This is a genomic window from Buttiauxella gaviniae ATCC 51604, assembly GCF_001654835.1.
Classification (GTDB): Bacteria; Pseudomonadota; Gammaproteobacteria; order Enterobacterales; family Enterobacteriaceae; genus Buttiauxella; species Buttiauxella gaviniae.
The window spans coordinates 195,764-211,052 of the sequence record NZ_LXEP01000044.1; the positions used below are offsets into that span (position 1 = coordinate 195,764).

Annotated in this window: 18 protein-coding genes and 3 pseudogenes; 3 read left to right on the forward strand and 18 right to left on the reverse strand. The window is 48.2% G+C overall.

Annotated features, from left to right (window positions below; translation table 11 throughout):
* Window positions 1-63: 63 nt before the first annotated feature.
* A complete protein-coding gene (locus tag M977_RS21910; RefSeq protein WP_064518860.1) occupies window positions 64-1,386 on the forward strand; it encodes a hypothetical protein in 1,323 nt (440 codons plus the stop codon).
* Here M977_RS21910 and M977_RS24675 read toward each other — a convergent pair.
* Window positions 1,319-1,603 (reverse strand): annotated as a pseudogene (locus M977_RS24675) (ArsR/SmtB family transcription factor); the annotation flags it as partial. The gene M977_RS21910 and the pseudogene M977_RS24675 overlap by 68 nt on opposite strands.
* Between M977_RS24675 and M977_RS21915 the strand changes: the two are divergent.
* Window positions 1,578-2,057: pseudogene (locus M977_RS21915) on the forward strand (permease); the annotation flags it as partial. The pseudogenes M977_RS24675 and M977_RS21915 overlap by 26 nt on opposite strands.
* A 45-nt stretch (window positions 2,058-2,102) precedes the next feature.
* Here the strand turns inward: M977_RS21915 and arsC are convergent.
* The 3 genes from arsC to M977_RS21930 are packed head-to-tail and all read right to left on the reverse strand — an operon-like array spanning window position 2,103 to window position 4,199.
* Window positions 2,103-2,531 (reverse strand): glutaredoxin-dependent arsenate reductase, encoded by a 429-nt coding sequence (gene arsC / locus M977_RS21920; RefSeq protein ID WP_064518861.1) that lies wholly within the window; start codon window positions 2,529-2,531, stop codon window positions 2,103-2,105.
* A gap of 12 nt (window positions 2,532-2,543) precedes the next feature.
* Complete coding sequence (locus M977_RS21925) at window positions 2,544-3,833, reverse strand: arsenic transporter (protein WP_064518862.1); 1,290 nt, start codon at window positions 3,831-3,833, stop codon at window positions 2,544-2,546.
* Window positions 3,834-3,878: 45 nt separating this feature from the next.
* Window positions 3,879-4,199: a metalloregulator ArsR/SmtB family transcription factor gene (locus tag M977_RS21930; RefSeq protein ID WP_064518863.1), complete on the reverse strand. Its 321-nt coding sequence runs from the start codon at window positions 4,197-4,199 to the stop codon at window positions 3,879-3,881.
* An 85-nt stretch (window positions 4,200-4,284) separates the two neighbouring features.
* On the opposite strand from M977_RS21930, the gene arsH reads away from it, so the two are divergent.
* A complete protein-coding gene (gene arsH, locus M977_RS21935) occupies window positions 4,285-4,989 on the forward strand; it encodes an arsenical resistance protein ArsH (RefSeq protein ID WP_064518864.1) in 705 nt (234 codons plus the stop codon).
* A gap of 32 nt (window positions 4,990-5,021) precedes the next feature.
* Here arsH and M977_RS21940 read toward each other — a convergent pair.
* From M977_RS21940 to M977_RS22000, 14 genes and pseudogenes are all read right to left on the reverse strand, one after another.
* Window positions 5,022-6,075 (reverse strand): annotated as a pseudogene (locus tag M977_RS21940) (ISNCY family transposase).
* 338 nt (window positions 6,076-6,413) lie between these two features.
* Window positions 6,414-6,947, reverse strand: coding sequence for a DUF2514 family protein (locus M977_RS21945; RefSeq protein ID WP_064518865.1), 534 nt, complete (start codon window positions 6,945-6,947; stop codon window positions 6,414-6,416).
* Window positions 6,947-7,471, reverse strand: a complete 525-nt coding sequence (locus M977_RS21950; protein WP_064518866.1) for a lysozyme — start codon at window positions 7,469-7,471, stop codon at window positions 6,947-6,949. Before M977_RS21950 ends, M977_RS21945 begins: the two co-directional genes overlap by 1 nt.
* A complete protein-coding gene (locus tag M977_RS24680; RefSeq protein ID WP_074392093.1) occupies window positions 7,461-7,649 on the reverse strand; it encodes an HP1 family phage holin in 189 nt (62 codons plus the stop codon). The genes M977_RS21950 and M977_RS24680 overlap by 11 nt, the downstream gene beginning before the upstream one ends.
* Complete coding sequence (locus M977_RS21955; protein ID WP_245163529.1) at window positions 7,650-7,982, reverse strand: phage baseplate plug family protein; 333 nt, start codon at window positions 7,980-7,982, stop codon at window positions 7,650-7,652.
* Between the two features lie 6 nt (window positions 7,983-7,988).
* Window positions 7,989-8,603 (reverse strand): phage baseplate protein, encoded by a 615-nt coding sequence (locus M977_RS21960; RefSeq protein WP_064518868.1) that lies wholly within the window; start codon window positions 8,601-8,603, stop codon window positions 7,989-7,991.
* Between the two features lie 82 nt (window positions 8,604-8,685).
* The gene (locus M977_RS21965) at window positions 8,686-8,952 is read right to left on the reverse strand and encodes a DUF4282 domain-containing protein (protein WP_064518869.1); all 267 of its coding nucleotides are present in this window, start codon (window positions 8,950-8,952) and stop codon (window positions 8,686-8,688) included.
* 11 nt (window positions 8,953-8,963) lie between these two features.
* The gene (locus tag M977_RS25900; RefSeq protein ID WP_083962987.1) at window positions 8,964-11,255 is read right to left on the reverse strand and encodes a tape measure protein; all 2,292 of its coding nucleotides are present in this window, start codon (window positions 11,253-11,255) and stop codon (window positions 8,964-8,966) included.
* Between the two features lie 127 nt (window positions 11,256-11,382).
* Window positions 11,383-11,871, reverse strand: coding sequence for a phage tail assembly chaperone (locus M977_RS21975; RefSeq protein WP_064518870.1), 489 nt, complete (start codon window positions 11,869-11,871; stop codon window positions 11,383-11,385).
* Window positions 11,871-12,293 (reverse strand): phage protein, encoded by a 423-nt coding sequence (locus M977_RS21980; RefSeq protein ID WP_064518871.1) that lies wholly within the window; start codon window positions 12,291-12,293, stop codon window positions 11,871-11,873. The genes M977_RS21975 and M977_RS21980 overlap by 1 nt, the downstream gene beginning before the upstream one ends.
* A 3-nt stretch (window positions 12,294-12,296) precedes the next feature.
* Window positions 12,297-13,658, reverse strand: coding sequence for a DUF3383 family protein (locus M977_RS21985; protein WP_064518872.1), 1,362 nt, complete (start codon window positions 13,656-13,658; stop codon window positions 12,297-12,299).
* Window positions 13,659-14,447, reverse strand: coding sequence for a hypothetical protein (locus M977_RS21990; RefSeq protein ID WP_064518873.1), 789 nt, complete (start codon window positions 14,445-14,447; stop codon window positions 13,659-13,661).
* Window positions 14,447-14,800: a hypothetical protein gene (locus M977_RS21995; protein ID WP_064518874.1), complete on the reverse strand. Its 354-nt coding sequence runs from the start codon at window positions 14,798-14,800 to the stop codon at window positions 14,447-14,449. Before M977_RS21995 ends, M977_RS21990 begins: the two co-directional genes overlap by 1 nt.
* Window positions 14,797-15,288, reverse strand: a complete 492-nt coding sequence (locus tag M977_RS22000) for a phage virion morphogenesis protein (RefSeq protein ID WP_064518875.1) — start codon at window positions 15,286-15,288, stop codon at window positions 14,797-14,799. The genes M977_RS21995 and M977_RS22000 overlap by 4 nt, the downstream gene beginning before the upstream one ends.
* Between the last annotated feature and the right edge of the window lies 1 nt (window position 15,289).

Below are 15,289 nucleotides of genomic sequence, written 5' to 3' on the forward strand. Positions count from 1 at the left end.
TAAATAGGCTCGCAGTCCTAATTTCTCGTGCTATTCGTACTATTGTAGAGGTTAAATACCACCATGATTTCGTTCGTAAATATTAAATTAGCTGACTGGCTTAGTCGAAATATGCATTTCGTGGCAATGAAGTGGCGTGTATGTTTTATTGTGGGAATGAGCGTTTATAGCGTGCAGGCTGGAGCTTCTGGTCATGAATCTATTGACTATACTAATGGCAACCAAGCCGCAAGCGGTATTGATGCTGATACTCTTACTAGTCCATTTTCAGCCCCCAAAACACTCATAGTAGATAACAGTCTTCCTAACGGTACGGTTTTATACAGCTGGGATATGTACAAGTTTGACGTGTCTTTTTTATACAATTTCAGTGCTTTCTCTGGAAGTGGTGATGAGTCATTATTAAAACTAGGTGATGGGTCCACAAGTAGACTATTAGAAACTAAGTTTATTGGGCCAGGGATAAGTCCGATACCCACTAACAATCCAGGGATCGGTGTTAAGTTATATGCTGTCTATTCCGATCAATCGCAGGCATGTAAAAATAACTGCATAAGTAGTCCCCTGGGAAATAGACTTTCTATGAAGATTGGTCCCGATGGTCAAAGCACAGCTTATAGAGCTTATGAATTAAACGACAGCTATTATGGATATGTTGCTTATGCAGCAGTGGAAATCATAGAGCCTTCAGGGAAGCATGCTTGGCAGCTTGAAACTAATCGTGGCCTATTATACTTGAGTGCTGAGTTAATTAAAACAGGTAATGTGGATTATAGCGCTGCAAGCACACCCATTGTATTTAATCAAGGTACCAACGTACAATATTCTATCAATTCGCTCGTTAAATTTTCTGGTTTTATAGGCAGTGTACTGGGGGGCGGGGGGATAAATATTATTAGACCATCTTGCCAGTTAAAAACCAAAGATTACATAATTCCTATGTCAAACTGGATTGCCGTTGGGGTTGGCACGCGGGTACCTGGCAGGTCGCTTCCTGCTAAAGGGGAGGAAAAACCCGTAGACCTGAGTCTGGAATGCTCAGGTCAGGTACCCAACGTTCGTTTCAAGTTTGAAGACGCCGGGAGTTCTGTTTTGACAAGTAAAAACATCAGTTTATACGATTCATCAGGCGGAGCTAAAATTAATGGTCTTGAAATAGAAATGTTGTATAACGGGGCGCATATTGATGTAGATAATAGTACAGAAACAAATGTTGGCACTCAGGGGGAAACAAAATCAACACCTGCTGATAAATCTATTTTTGATTCTGAAAGCACTGTAAAATTTACTGCGCGCTTTATTCAAACAACCGATATCACTAAAAATGGAAATGCCTACGTAGGCCCTGTAACGGGAAAGGTGAATATGTGGATAACTTACGATTAAGGTGTGGGCCCGAAACCGAAGTAATATTGATGCAACATTCATCCTGCAAGTACTGGATGATACTTTCCAGTACATCATACTGAGCAACACACATCAGAGTCCGACTTTCCCTGTTTTGATGGAGTAGTCCTACAGAGACTAACGCTGATATATGATGGCTTAATGTAGATCCAGGTATATCTAACTGCTTTTGTAGTTCTCCCACTGGCAATCCAGATAGTTCATGTTGTACCAGCGGTAATAGTGAAGTGACAGCAAAACCACGGCCGATAACATTAGCCTGGCAGGAAGCGTGGAAACAGTTCAGGGAGGTATTTCCTTATCTGCTGGCCGGTGTACTGATTGGCTCCCTGATTTATGGTTTTGTGCCGACCGAATGGATCGCTAAACATGCCGGTGGTGATAATGTATTTGCTATCCCTTTGAGTGCTATTGTCGGTATTCCGCTCTATATCAGAGCAGAGGCGGTCATCCCACTGGCTTCAGCTTTAGTAGCCAAGGGGATGGGAACTGGCGCAGTTATGGCGCTGATTATCGGGAGTGCTGGAGCCAGCTTAACAGAGGTGATCTTGCTTAAATCCATGTTCAGGACACCGATGATTATTGCATTCCTTACAGTGATTTTAGGCATGGCAGTGATGATGGGATACCTGACGCAGTTAATCTTCTAACGTGAAAACTCAAGGGAGTACGCTTAGTACTCCCTTGAGATGTACTTATTTCTTGAACTGTTTACCCTGTGCATCAACAACGCATTCACCATCTTCTTTAGTGAATGCTCCACGTTGCTCATCAGTCAAAATATCCAGCACCACCTCAGAAGGTCGGCATAAACGAGTACCCAACGGAGTCACAACAATTGGCCGGTTAATCAGAATAGGGTGCAGCAACATAAAATCGATTAACTGCTCGTCAGTAAAGCGGTCTTCCGCCAGCCCTAACGCTTCAAAAGGTTCGACATTCTTGCGTAACAGCGCTCGAACCGTGATCCCCATATCTGCAATCAGCTTTACAAGTTCCTCGCGGGTTGGCGGTGTTTCCAGATAAAGAATAATCGTGGGTTCAGTCCCACTGTTGCGGATCATCTCAAGGGTATTGCGTGACGTGCCGCAGGCCGGGTTGTGATAAATGGTAATGTTGCTCATATCAGTATCTCATTACAAAGTGAAAGACAGACGAAGCGCCAGTGCTGCCAGCGTGACAAACAGCACGGGGATTGTCATGACAATCCCCACCCGGAAGTAATATCCCCAGGTGATTTTGATGTTTTTCTGCGACAGAACGTGCAGCCACAGTAACGTTGCCAGACTGCCGATAGGGGTAATTTTTGGCCCCAGGTCGCTGCCGATGACGTTGGCGTAAATCATCGCTTCTTTGATAACACCGGTTGCTGTGCTGCCATCAATCGACAGCGCTCCAACCAGCACGGTCGGCATATTATTCATCACCGATGACAGGAAGGCCGTCAGGAAGCCCGTACCCAGCGTTGCCGCCCACAATCCCTGTTCTGCCAGCTGATTCAGGTAGGAAGAGAGATAGTGGGTCAGACCGGCATTACGTAAGCCGTAGACCACCAGGTACATCCCCAGCGAGAAGATAACGATTTGCCAGGGCGCACCACGCAGCACCTTACCGGTGTTAATGGCATGCCCTTTTTTCGCAACAGCAAACAGAAGCAATGCACCAGCGGCTGCGACCAGACTGACCGGTACGCCCAGCGGCTCCAGTCCGAAGAATCCCACCAGAAGCAACACCAGAACCAGCCAGCCAGTTTTAAAGGTATTCACATCGCGTATAGCGTCTTTCGGTTCTTTCAACAGAGCAACGTCGTAAACGGCTGGAATGTCCTTACGGAAAAACAAATGCAGCATCGCCAGCGTAGCCGCAATCGCGACCAGGTTAACCGGGACCATCACAGCGGCATATTCGGAGAAACCAAGCTTAAAGAAATCCGCCGAGACGATATTCACCAGATTTGAGACAATCAGCGGCAGGCTTGCCGTGTCAGCGATAAACCCAGCGGCCATGACAAACGCTAAGGTTGACCCCTTGCTGAATCCCAACGCCAGCAGCATCGCGATAACGATAGGCGTCAGGATCAGTGCGGCACCGTCGTTGGCGAACAGTGCGGCGACCATCGCGCCAAGCAGCACGATCCAGGTGAAGAGCAGTCGCCCCCGGCCATTCCCCCAACGGGCAACGTGCAGCGCGGCCCATTCAAAGAAGCCGGATTCATCGAGCAGAAGACTGATGATAATCACGGCAATAAAGGTGGCGGTCGCATTCCACACTATCTGCCAGACCACCGGAATATCCCCCAGATGAACGACGCCAGTCAGCAATGCCAGACCTGCGCCCAATGAGGCACTCCAGCCAATCCCCAGCCCTCTGGGTTGCCAGATAACCAGGACGAGCGTGAATAAAAAGATAGTACCAGCCAGTAACATCAGAAACTCCATTCACATTTGTTTAGTCGAATATATACATCGTCATCAGCAGGAGGCAGATGCCGCACTACTAAGCTTGTTGCGTATGTTTTCTCGTTCACAGTTCCAGGCTGTATCAATAATACCCGCAGCCCATGCAGGCATGTGTGGCGACAGTCGGTAATGCACCCATTTTCCTTCGCGGCGGTCGATGACCAGTTCTGCTTCGCGTAACAGCGCCATATGTCGTGAGATTTTTGGCTGAGATTCTGCGGTTGCCGCACAGATGTCACAGACGCACATCTCACCGGACTCCCTGAGTAGCATCATGATAGTCGAACGGGTTTCGTCGGCGAGCAGTTTAAAAAGCTGAACAGGCTGTAGCATGCTTAACCTCGTCAAAAAATAACAATACATATGATATTTCATATGTGATAACTTTTAAAGTATAGCTTATGACATGGAGATTTTTATGGTCGACTTACCAGCAATCGAACCGGCTTATTTTGATGATGCGCTTGCCAGCAAACTTACGGGCAACAACGAAACAATGCCGCGAATTCTCATCCTGTACGGTTCAGTACGAGAGCGGTCCTACAGTCGTTTTGCAGCGGAAGAGGCCGGGCGGTTGCTGGCAAAGATGGGCGCTGAGGTGAAAATCTTTAACCCATCCGGTCTACCGTTACCAGATGATGCGCCCGAAAGTCACCCCAAGGTGCTTGAACTCCGCGAGCTGGTCAGGTGGTGTGACGGAATGGTCTGGAGTTCTCCGGAAAGACATGGCGCCATGAGCTCGGTGATGAAGGCCCAGATTGACTGGATACCTCTGAGTGAAGGTGCTGTTCGTCCGTCCCAGGGCAAAACGCTGGCGGTCATGCAGGTTTGTGGTGGTTCACAGTCGTTTAACACGGTGAACCAGATGCGGATACTTGGCCGCTGGATGCGGATGTTCACCATCCCCAATCAGTCGTCAGTGCCAAAGGCATGGCAGGAATTCGATGATGAAGGGCGCATGAAACCTTCAGTCTGGTACGACAGGATTGTCGACGTTACCGAAGAGTTGTTCAAAATTACGTTAATCCTCAAGGGACACACAGGCTATTTGGCTGACCGCTACAGCGAAAGGAAAGAGAGTCATCAGGAGCTCTCGGCACGGGTCAATCAGGCCAAAATCTGACAGCCAGGCATGCCCGGATGGATTACCGGGCTTTAAATCGGTTTCTTTCCAAATATCTCTTCAGAGCGTGACTGAAGTTTCACCAGGGCACATTGAACATATCGTCCTGATCAAGGGAGCGCTGGGATTTCTTCGTCGTGGGGGCTTTACGCCTGCGTGAAGGACCGTCGCCGGATGGAACGGACTGCGACCGGTTATTATCCCGCTCGGCCTGGACCAACTGCGCCATTTCTGGGGCCCGCCCCAGACGTTTGTTGTCAACAATGGCCCCCTGGTCGATTTCAGAAAGCTTGTCATAGGTGGAGTAGGGTTGTAATCGTTCATGAATTCTTCGGCAAATACGTTCGCAGCTTCCATGGAACTGATACCCTGGAGCCTGAGCTCCTTGACCAGGCGGTCCTGAAGCGTCAGGTGCGCCCATTTTTTATTGTTGATTCTGAATACGCTGGCTTTATCGCTGTACAAAGCCATCGGTTTACCATGCTTTTCGAGGTAGCTCCGTGTGTCCACGAAATAGGTGAATGTAGACTCAGATTTTACAAAGCGCAGCTGCATAAGGCAGCTTGTCGCATCGTCAACGTAAACTAGTAAAGTGCATGGCTTGGCACGGGATTCGAACCAGTGATGATTACAGCCGTCTATCTGGACCAGTTCACCTGTACATGCCCAGCGATATCTTGGTTGCTGAATGCGGGGCGCGCGCTTACTACGTGGGACCCAAATACCAGCTTTAATCATGAGCCGGCGAACTGTTTCTTTTCCTAAGATAAGCCCATGGGTTTCTTCAAGTTTTTCTCTGGCCAGAGTTGGACCAAAATCGACATAATTTTCACGGATAATATGCAGGACGCGTTCGGTGAGCGTTTCAGGTAATCTGCGATTGCCAGGGCGTCCGCGGCTACGGTTCGTCACGCCAAGCGGACCTGACTGGCGGTAACGGCTAATCAGTCTGCTGCAATGTCGGGGAGTAATACCAAGCATTTCAGCAGCCTGGCCGGGACGGAGATTGCGATCGATGACATCCTGAAGAATCTTGGTACGGTTGATTTCTTTCAAGGTGAACATTCCGGGTTGAGCTGTAGTCACTGGAGAATCCTCGCGGTACTAACGGGAGTCGTCCAGGCGCGAGGCTCAGAGAGAACTATAGAACAGACATTCCTAATGAGCCACGATTAGACATTAGCATTGAGCCTCCAGAACCTTGGTGCGCATAATGTATATTATGTTAAATAGCCCAGAAAACGAAGTAAACCGTATGTTATCTACGTAAAATCAGGAAACCCCATGTTCCCCAGTGATTTCAAGCTTAAGTGAAGTCATGGTAAAAAGCAACTACATCCATTTGAGCTACATCACACCCCCCCTCCTTTCATTGCCCTATTAATTGACGCATTAAATGATGTTCATTAATTGATCTGTTTCGATCACTCAACAACCCGCGTCACTGCGCTGTAGGTGCTGTTGCAGATGGCTCCGGCGCCTGCAGCTTCATCAGCGTATCGCGCCAGCGCTCCCGAACGCTTATCAGATTCCGTGAGCATGTCGGCAAGCACTCCGATGGTTTCGGCGGCTGAATACCTGACTGCGGCATTTGTGGAAAGCTTGCTGGTTTCACTGGCTGCGAACTGATGCCGGATACTGGCAAGCGTTCCGCGCAACTGGTCAGCAACAGCATCAGCGGCAGCAACATCAGCCAGGGCTTTTTGTTTTTCGATTTCTGCATTCTTTACAATTTCCTCTTTTTCTTTTTGGCGGCGATTCTCTTCTTCGCGTTCGGCAAGCTGACGACCTGCAAGCTCAAGCAAATCTTTACCGTCCCGTTTGGCCCATTTAATTTCCCACGTCTGATTATTATCGGACTGACCTGATAGGTATCCATGGTGATGAATTGCAAAACCAAGACCACCCAATGACGAGACAACAAAACAACCAATCACAACGGCGTAGCGTGTTTTCATTAATCTAATCCCCAGCATGTTAATTCTGACTCCTGGTCTCGGCGCTCAACCTGACCACGACAGTTATTCGATTTAATGCGGCAATCTTTCCCTCCGTCCCATATCCAACGCTTTATCTCTTCACAAGCACCGCGCCGATCTCCAGCATTTAGCTTGCGTAAAAAACCAGACGGCAAGCATTTTCCAGAACCAAGATTCCACGGACAAAATGAAGCTATTCCAACTTTCTGAGGTTCGGTTAATGGTATATGGATATTTTTATCAACCCACGCTAACGCCTTTGCTTGCTCCTTCTTGTCTATTTTTTCGCATTGGGCTTGTGTTAATTTCATGCCCTGAATTACTGGTTTACCTTCAACATAAGTAACGCCACCGCAAATAGTCCATTTCCCCCCGGCATCTTGATATGCAGTGTTACTGGCTCCTTCTTTTTCGTGCTGGAATTGCGCCATTAATACCGGAGCGCTCGCCCCGACTGAAATTAGTGAGAGCATGACTACACTCAGCCTGTTCTTATTCCCCATGTATACGCGCCCCAATATCTCGCATATATTTCTTACGCTGGTAATACCAATTAACTCCACAGCTAACTATGGTGCAGATAATACCAACCAGAATAGCGAATTCGTTCAAAGATAGTGCTGCCATAGTTGCCGTTGCTAACCCCGCGCGATAAGTAACCCATTCCCATAATCGCTCCACTTAATCACCCTCCACTTCATCGCAAAGAAACAGGCCAAACGACCCAGAAAAAGCATTCACATCGCCAAATGCATCATTTGGACGCAAGCGTGCAACGCCAATAGCACCTGCACCCGCATAGCCTGGCAACTTGCCTAAAAGCCGATGCCAAACCCCCGGACGCAAGCAAATTTGTGACAGTGTAACTGCGCGGTCTGCATCAGAAATCTGGAGCCACCACAGCTTGGTTGTAGTGGCAAAGAACAGTCTGACATTAAGAATCAGGCCATTTAATGAGGTGGTAAATTCCTGGTCAGGAATGGAAGGGATAACGCTTACTTCGTAATATTTCACCTCCACTTAAGAACCTCCCATCAAGCGGCGAATCTTCTCAAGGGCGAAAGTTTTTTGAGGTTCTTTCTTTGGATCTACTACCGTTGCGCTTTTCTTCCCAGCCGCAACTGTCCCCTTCCCTGCCGTGCTGGAAGTTTTTGCTTGCGCTGATTGGGTGCGTGAACGCTGAAAAGTGACCGTATCAACTTTCTGAACGGTCATCTTGATGGTGAGATAATTTTTCTTTGGCTCGGCTTCAACATTCAGCGACTGAATGACACTTTGCGGCATTGCCATGAATGATGTGTAGACCGAGACAAACTCTTTCATATCGAACGCAGCAATAATTTGCTGTGCCTGATTCATCGCGAAAATCATGTTTTGCGTGGTATGCAGAAAACCATACATGTACGGCATATCTGCACCAGTGATGATTCCCTCAAACGATACCACTTTCGGATCGTCTACTGTCCCGTCAGAAATTTTATAGCCGGTTTCGATTTTCCCCTGGGTAATTGTTCGTTTTGCTTCAAAGCTTTCTCTGGTTTTGAGCCTAAGTGACACCGTCACCCCTGATTCAAAGACCATCACAGCCCGGTTATCTCGTGGCGCTGTTATCGCTCCACCCATGCCACCAGCCATAAAAAACCCCAAAAAAAATCCCCTTCGATGAGGGGATTTTGTCACGCTGGGCGCTTCGGTTACATGGTGTTACCGCTGGCTGTTATTCGCCTTTTTTTGCCTCAGTCGCCTCGCATATTCGACGCAGATATTCGTTGTTTTTAAAGGATACCATTATCAATTCAAACATTACGCGCATACCTACGAGGGAAACAGCAAACCCAAGACTTGCACCCTCACTATCATGCAGCCAACTAAATATTGCACCGATTATAAGTAATGCAGTAAACACCCAATAAACCACTGTAATAATTTTTGGTGTAATTAGAGTGCTGAAAGTTGCGAAATCTTTAAATTCATTTTTTGGCATTGTTTTATCCCTTATCTTGCCCCTGTCGACTCAGCAATGTTACCACTGATATCTCCATTTATGGCACCTGCATCACTAATATTATTTACCGTATCAGCAGCCTCTTTCGCGCTATTGACATAAATAGTTGTAGTCTTGTTGCCACTGTTGGTTACATTCATACCAGAACCACCTGAACCGGAAGCCATTCCCAATGCGCTTTCAACCCCTGTTAGCGGATTTAAATCGAACATTGAAGTAATCCCTTTAAACGCTCTGACAGTGGACGCTAGAGGTGTCATCTCATATATTCCATCCATCGCGCTTTTAATAGGGTGCTCAACTATATCCCCAAAAAAACCACTATCATTATTATTTTTTGTTGAATTGTTTATTCCCGCAGCAGCCTTCCCGCCCAAATCAATTAGCTTTCGTAAGGCAGCAATGAGATTCGGATATCGCTTCTCGAATTCATCAAAACTACCAAACAGGCTATCAAATACCGTTCCACCCTCCCCGTTTAACCATGCCTTCCATTCTACAAAGGCTTCATACAGCAGCCACACAGCCGCACCAACAGCAAGGAAAGGCCAAACAGCCGCAAGCACTGGTGTAGCTAATGCGAAAAACGCCGCGCCCACAGCCCCCAAGATACCGATAAGGATCGCCGCTTTACTTTCATCTGCCAGCGTAGACCAAAACTCTGCTACTTCGCCTTCAGCTTTTCTTGCAACAGGAATGAGCGTGTTTGCCGCCCAATCGGTGAATTTTTGCCACTCGCCACTAATGGTGGCTTTAGCTAAGAACGCCTGCCAATCGTTTTTCATCACAGTAGTGACCTGGCCCCATGTCCAACCCTGCTTTTTCAACAGGTCAGCGTTGCTTGCTGCCAGCTTCTGGAAAGCTTTAATCATGGTTTCTGCGGTTAATTTCCCCTCAGTAGACATGTCTCTAAGCCCTTTAACATCGGTTCCAAAGGCTTTCGCTACTTCTGGTGCCATCGTGCCGATAGCTTCCATAAACGACTTAAATTCATCACCTGAGAATCGGTCAGAAGAAAACGCCTGGCCCATTTGGTAAAGGGCTGCATTTACCGACTCAGCACTACCACCACCCAATTGAAGTGCGCCCACCAGCCCTTGTGTTGCCTGAATAGTTTGCTCTTGCGACAGGCCTAATTTTTGCGTGGCGGTTGCCATGTTGGTATAAGTGGAGATAAACGCACCGCTATCACTACGCACATCGCTAGCGGCCTGATTAAGAGCAAAGAATGCGTCTTTAGCATCACCGGTAGTCTGTGCTAGCCGGGCAATTTGGGCTTGCTGGCGTTGAATAGAGTCCAGGCTAGCAGAAACCCCATTCCAGGCTGCAACAACACCTGCTGTTAACGTGGCTCCGCCTATTAGGTTTTCAACACCTAATCCACCGCCTGTTGCTCTTTCCACACCTTCCGCAACAGGTTTCTTTTTGGGCTTACTTTTCCCTGATGCTTCATTCCAATCAGTACCACCCAAATCAATATCGTTGATTTTACGCGGGGTGCTCTCCCCAAATATTGAAAACCCTTTTCTTGTACCTGCAAAATTTGCATCGGCTCGCGTAGCTAACCCACCAGCGTGACCATTCGACCAGTTTTGATGTTGTTGAGGAGGAATGGACAGACCACCGCCGCCCGATGATGGGCTGGGCGCTTTTGGTGCCGCTGGCTGTGGTGCAGATGGCGTAATGCGCGGCACCGGAGCCACAGGAACTGGCGCGACCGTTTGCTGTGGCAACGGTTGGATCCGTTGAATAACAGGTGGTTTCGGTGTCGGTAATGCTGCCGCTGGTTGTGGCGCAGGTGGTGTAATTCGCGGCACCGGAGCCACAGGAACTGGCGCGACCGTTTGCTGTGGCAACGGTTGGATCCGTTGAATAACAGGTGGTTTCAGCGCTGGCAATACTGCTGCTAGCTGTTGTGTGGGTGGCAAACGTAACGCCGGGGATGGAAGGCCAGTTAATCCGCTTGCTGTACCTTCCACCGCAGCGCGAGCAACTTTCTGCGCCTCTTTTCTGACAGTTTCCGCTAACGGTGTGCGAGTAATTAGATTAGCGCCTGTAGCGGCGATTGTGGCAACGGCTGCTGTAGTAGCCACTGATGGCGCTGCCGCTGTGTTTCGTGGGGCGTATGGGCTGGCTGGCTTGAGGTTATTTACACGCTTAATGGCTGCGTCGAGTTGGTTAACCTTTCCAATTGCACGCTCAATGGCTGCATCAAAGCTATCAATACCTGCCAAATCAGGTATGACGTCAATCTTGGTGACGAGGTCGCCTTGTTCACTCATTTTTTCACCTTATTAATGGCGTGAGAAACCGCGTTATCAAACTGGATAACGGCGGAAGCTCTCATAATGGAATCAAAGGAGGCGCGGCCTGTAACTACATCTGCGTAGTCAATCAGACCGCTTTCAATCACTCGCCAGATGACGAGTTCTGTGCGGACGGTGCGGTCAAGGTTTTCAGCAAGCTGCTGAACAGTTGTTGCATGGCTCCCCGCATTGTTACCGCCGTGTCCAGACCAATATTTTTTTTTAAGCCTGTAGCGACGGGAAGCACGGAAAGTTTGAGACATTCCAGCGCAACCAGATACACATCAGCAATGTTTGCCGCCGTGTAAACGGTGTTAACTGCATCCCAGCTATCAAGAAAATCACCGTCTTCATTCAGGATTTGAGCGCGGGATTTTGACAGCAATGTAAAAAGCAGTTCGTCATGGTCTTCACGATTGAGCATCCCGAAAACCTTCGTCGACATCGAGAGAATGCTTTCGACCTGGTTGATGCCATGTTTCGCCAGAATTTCAGCGACACGCAAGTTAAAGTGAACAGCATCAAAGGCGCTCATACGGACAATGCAGTATTTATTGCCGTTGATTTCTACGTGCTTAATTGAATCATCCATCAGCGCACGATCCCCCCAATGATGGTTGAATCCAGCTCACCTGTTACCAGCTTCCATTCCAGTGTTTGAGCGCCAACACCATTATTTGCACCGTCAGAAGGCTGGCGGGCAAACATCGCATAACCCAGACGATGAACGGAAAGATTGCGCGTGTTGGTGACAGAAACAGGAATAACCGCCTTTGTTTTCTGCATCAGAGCAAGCGCGGTATTTACCGGGGAATTTCGCTGCGTCGTAAACGTAACCGAACCCTCTTCGCTCGGATTCTCAATAAATGACCAGTCGCCACCAATACCAGATGTGACCGTGATTTGGTCATCAGGAACTTCGACAGTGATATTACTGTCTTTAGCTAGGCCAATAACCGGGACAACACCTACGGTAATTAACCAGTCTTTTGAGGACATATTTCCTAAAAACATAATTTAAATCCCGTAGGTCATGCCTGTGCCAATAGCATCTACATGCTTAATGGCGTGGCGTAGATAGAATTGGAATTTCACAGTAAGGTCGCCTTTGATGCGCTGGACGGCGCTAACCTCTGCCATTGTCGGACGGAATACCTCGAAGCCGCGAATCAGATCGCCATTCTCATCGGTAAAGTTCTCAATGATGCCGCCCGCGCTCTGGCCTGCTTTGAGTGAACTTTCCATTTTGTTGCAGACCACTTCGTAACCCGGCATGTCGTGACCAACCTTGTTGCGGTTTACAAACAGTGTGGCGAGGTCTTTTTGCATACGGTCAGCCTGCCAGTAAGCAAAGCGAACCACTTCGATTGACTCACCGTCACCACAGGTGCCAGGGTAAGTGACCGTGACGCCCGAACCGTAATCCTCAAAGGTGTTGCCATTGAGTGCGATAATTTTTTGATAGTCTGTTTCGGTAAAGTCATCACTCATGACACCGTTAAGCGTCTTAAGCGCCCATGTTTCTGAGCCTGGTTGCATGACCAGACAACGCCCAGCAATAGCAGCATCAAGGAAGTTTTTAGGCTTTTTGGTAGAGATGGCAAAAGAACCAGACAAGTTTTTATCGTGCAAATACTTGGTAATGCTGTCTGTTGCCCAGGTTGAAGAGGTGTAGTCATCAATGAATACACCCATCTTATCAATCTGAGATTCAACCCAATCAGCAATAGCTTTCTGAATGGTCAAATTGCGCGAGGTGGTCATACACATAAAGAACTTGTTGTACTGATTTTTAATGCTGGCAATAGCAGCCGCAACCTGTGAACCCTGCGCTGTTGACTGCTCATGCAGAACGTCTGCACCTTCCAGATAGACAACACGACCTGTTACGTTGAACTGGTCAGCGTTATTAGTATCAACAACAATATCTGCTGCTGCACCTGTGCTACCTGCCCATGCTGTTCCGTTATAGCTGGCGTAGCGATATTCTCCCGCGACAGTAATGTATGCGATAGTGGCTTTTTTATCGGCTGGTGCGCCACCAACAGGTACACCATTAAGCTTAATCATGGTCTTGCTATAGACCAATGAAATATCACCCACCACCAGCGTATCCGGGGCGGGTTTTTGGGAAAAGTACGCCTGCACTGCTTTCAGGTTGTCGCCTGACATACCATCAAGAGCCGGATCGTCTGGGTTGGTATAAACCGCATAGGTGTAATCAAATTCTTCTGCACTGTGCGTTTCATACGTTCCGTATGTAACCCCATAAAACCCCGAAACCGGAGCAAGGATAATCCCCACCCCGAAAACACCATATTTCGCGGCCGTTGTTTGTCGTCCAATCTTGACGCTAAAAAGTCGACTTAAATTCGCCATTTAGTAACCTCTGATAGTGAGAGTTGCCTGTTTAGCGCCTGCATCTACCGCAGCGCCAGCAATCCAACTCTCTTTTTTGTAATACTGATACACAAATTGAAGTGACATTGTCACTTGGGCCATTTGCTGGTAAACGAGGTTATCAATAAGCGGTGAGCTATTCTCGAAATCGCTTGAGCGGTCAAGGCAGCAGTTATTTTCGAATTGCCAGAAATCCCCCTCTGTACTGTCAATCTGGTAGAGGAAATTCTCCAGAAATGCCTGAGCATCATCAGCCGAACGGATAATTACCACTTCTGCCGAGCAGTTATAGTGATACACCCGGTAATCACCGTCCCACGTCTTATCAAAGGGATATGGCTCGCGGGATGTAGAGAGCAAATGAATTGCTGTAAATGTCTCTTTTGGCTCAGGAAGTTTTTGTTGCGCGTAAAGTGGGTTATCACCCATCAATGCAATAAGCGCCTGCCGCAGCCGCACCAAAGCGACATAAGGCGCACCTGTCATGATTAAAGGGTTTGCCTGGCTATCCGTGAGTTTTAGTGTGCCTGCCGGGAACTTGATGACAGTGCCAACAGAAATCAGGGCATCGACGGGAATCGTGATTGACGCGCTGCCGTTGGTGCTTAATTCAATTGCGGTGACAGAAACCGGATCGCTTCCGTTGTAGGGGGTAAACAAAATATCTTTGCTGTTGCCGTTAGCGGTAAATGTCGCTTTCTCTGCCCGGTAATCCGGGTAAGCAATTTCCCCGCCAACGGTCATTAATTTGACCGTATAGGTTGCCATTATCCCACCAGCTCGAGGGCGTCCTGTTCTTTCATAATGAAAAGCAGATATTCAAAATGGTTTATCACGCCGTTTAACCACTCCTGACGCTGTACCACCTCGTAATATTTGCCACCACACAGCACGATAGCGCCGTTATGCTCACCTTCCTCAGTAACCAACAGGTCAGCCTCGCCGATAGCTTCGTAATAGTCCTGTGGCTTACGGCCCGATAGGTATTGACGGAATGAGCCGTTACCATCAACGGGCTGCATACTGAGAAAAGCGGATTGCTGGTCTGAATATTCCTGGCGAACAATACCCGCCACATTCTCAGACTCCAGCGGTTGCCAGTATTGGATTAGTCGTCTCATTTTTGTGTGACCTTGTATGCGACGGTATCGAAGAGGAAATGACTAGATTCAAGCACTTGCTTTTGCACACCGTACTTTTTGATTTTTCGGGCAATAGTCACTTCTGAGTTTGGTTTGTAGAGGGTTGCAGTCATCAGCGTGCGGCGCGTCATTCGGTAAGCTTCTGCACCAATATAATTAGCGGCCTGGCCTGCTGTTTTCTTGCCGTCAATAACCTGCCTGATAACCTGCTGGTATTGGGATGATTGCATCCAGCCCTGAATACGGTTTGCCGAATAAGTCATAAACGGACGGGCCGGAATTAACTCCCAACCCATCGCGTTTTTAGTGCCGAAGTTGTTCCAGGCGGCGTAAGTGGCAACGTCTACGCCTTCATGCTGTTTGCCGCGATGAATGCCGACTGTTACCTTGATGTTTGCCAGTGACTTAATACGCTGGCGAATAACTCGGTCATAGCCGCGTGTTTCAAACTTTGCGCCGCCTCTCATG

Excerpts from the sequence above, each read along its gene's own strand:
- M977_RS25900 (WP_083962987.1), bottom strand. The coding sequence starts at position 11,255 with ATGAGTGAACAAGGCGACCTCGTCACCAAGATTGACGTCATACCTGAT.
- arsH (WP_064518864.1), top strand. The coding sequence starts at position 4,285 with ATGGTCGACTTACCAGCAATCGAACCGGCTTATTTTGATGATGCGCTT.
- M977_RS21985 (WP_064518872.1), bottom strand. The coding sequence starts at position 13,658 with ATGGCGAATTTAAGTCGACTTTTTAGCGTCAAGATTGGACGACAAACA.
- M977_RS21930 (WP_064518863.1), bottom strand. The coding sequence starts at position 4,199 with ATGCTACAGCCTGTTCAGCTTTTTAAACTGCTCGCCGACGAAACCCGT.
- M977_RS21925 (WP_064518862.1), bottom strand. The coding sequence starts at position 3,833 with ATGTTACTGGCTGGTACTATCTTTTTATTCACGCTCGTCCTGGTTATC.
- M977_RS21950 (WP_064518866.1), bottom strand. The coding sequence starts at position 7,471 with ATGGGGAATAAGAACAGGCTGAGTGTAGTCATGCTCTCACTAATTTCA.
- M977_RS21910 (WP_064518860.1), top strand. The coding sequence starts at position 64 with ATGATTTCGTTCGTAAATATTAAATTAGCTGACTGGCTTAGTCGAAAT.
- M977_RS21995 (WP_064518874.1), bottom strand. The coding sequence starts at position 14,800 with ATGAGACGACTAATCCAATACTGGCAACCGCTGGAGTCTGAGAATGTG.
- M977_RS21975 (WP_064518870.1), bottom strand. The coding sequence starts at position 11,871 with ATGGATGATTCAATTAAGCACGTAGAAATCAACGGCAATAAATACTGC.
- arsC (WP_064518861.1), bottom strand. The coding sequence starts at position 2,531 with ATGAGCAACATTACCATTTATCACAACCCGGCCTGCGGCACGTCACGC.
- M977_RS21990 (WP_064518873.1), bottom strand. The coding sequence starts at position 14,447 with ATGGCAACCTATACGGTCAAATTAATGACCGTTGGCGGGGAAATTGCT.
- M977_RS21980 (WP_064518871.1), bottom strand. The coding sequence starts at position 12,293 with ATGTTTTTAGGAAATATGTCCTCAAAAGACTGGTTAATTACCGTAGGT.
- M977_RS21945 (WP_064518865.1), bottom strand. The coding sequence starts at position 6,947 with ATGAAAACACGCTACGCCGTTGTGATTGGTTGTTTTGTTGTCTCGTCA.
- M977_RS21965 (WP_064518869.1), bottom strand. The coding sequence starts at position 8,952 with ATGCCAAAAAATGAATTTAAAGATTTCGCAACTTTCAGCACTCTAATT.
- M977_RS22000 (WP_064518875.1), bottom strand. The coding sequence starts at position 15,288 with ATGAGAGGCGGCGCAAAGTTTGAAACACGCGGCTATGACCGAGTTATT.
- M977_RS21960 (WP_064518868.1), bottom strand. The coding sequence starts at position 8,603 with ATGGCTGGTGGCATGGGTGGAGCGATAACAGCGCCACGAGATAACCGG.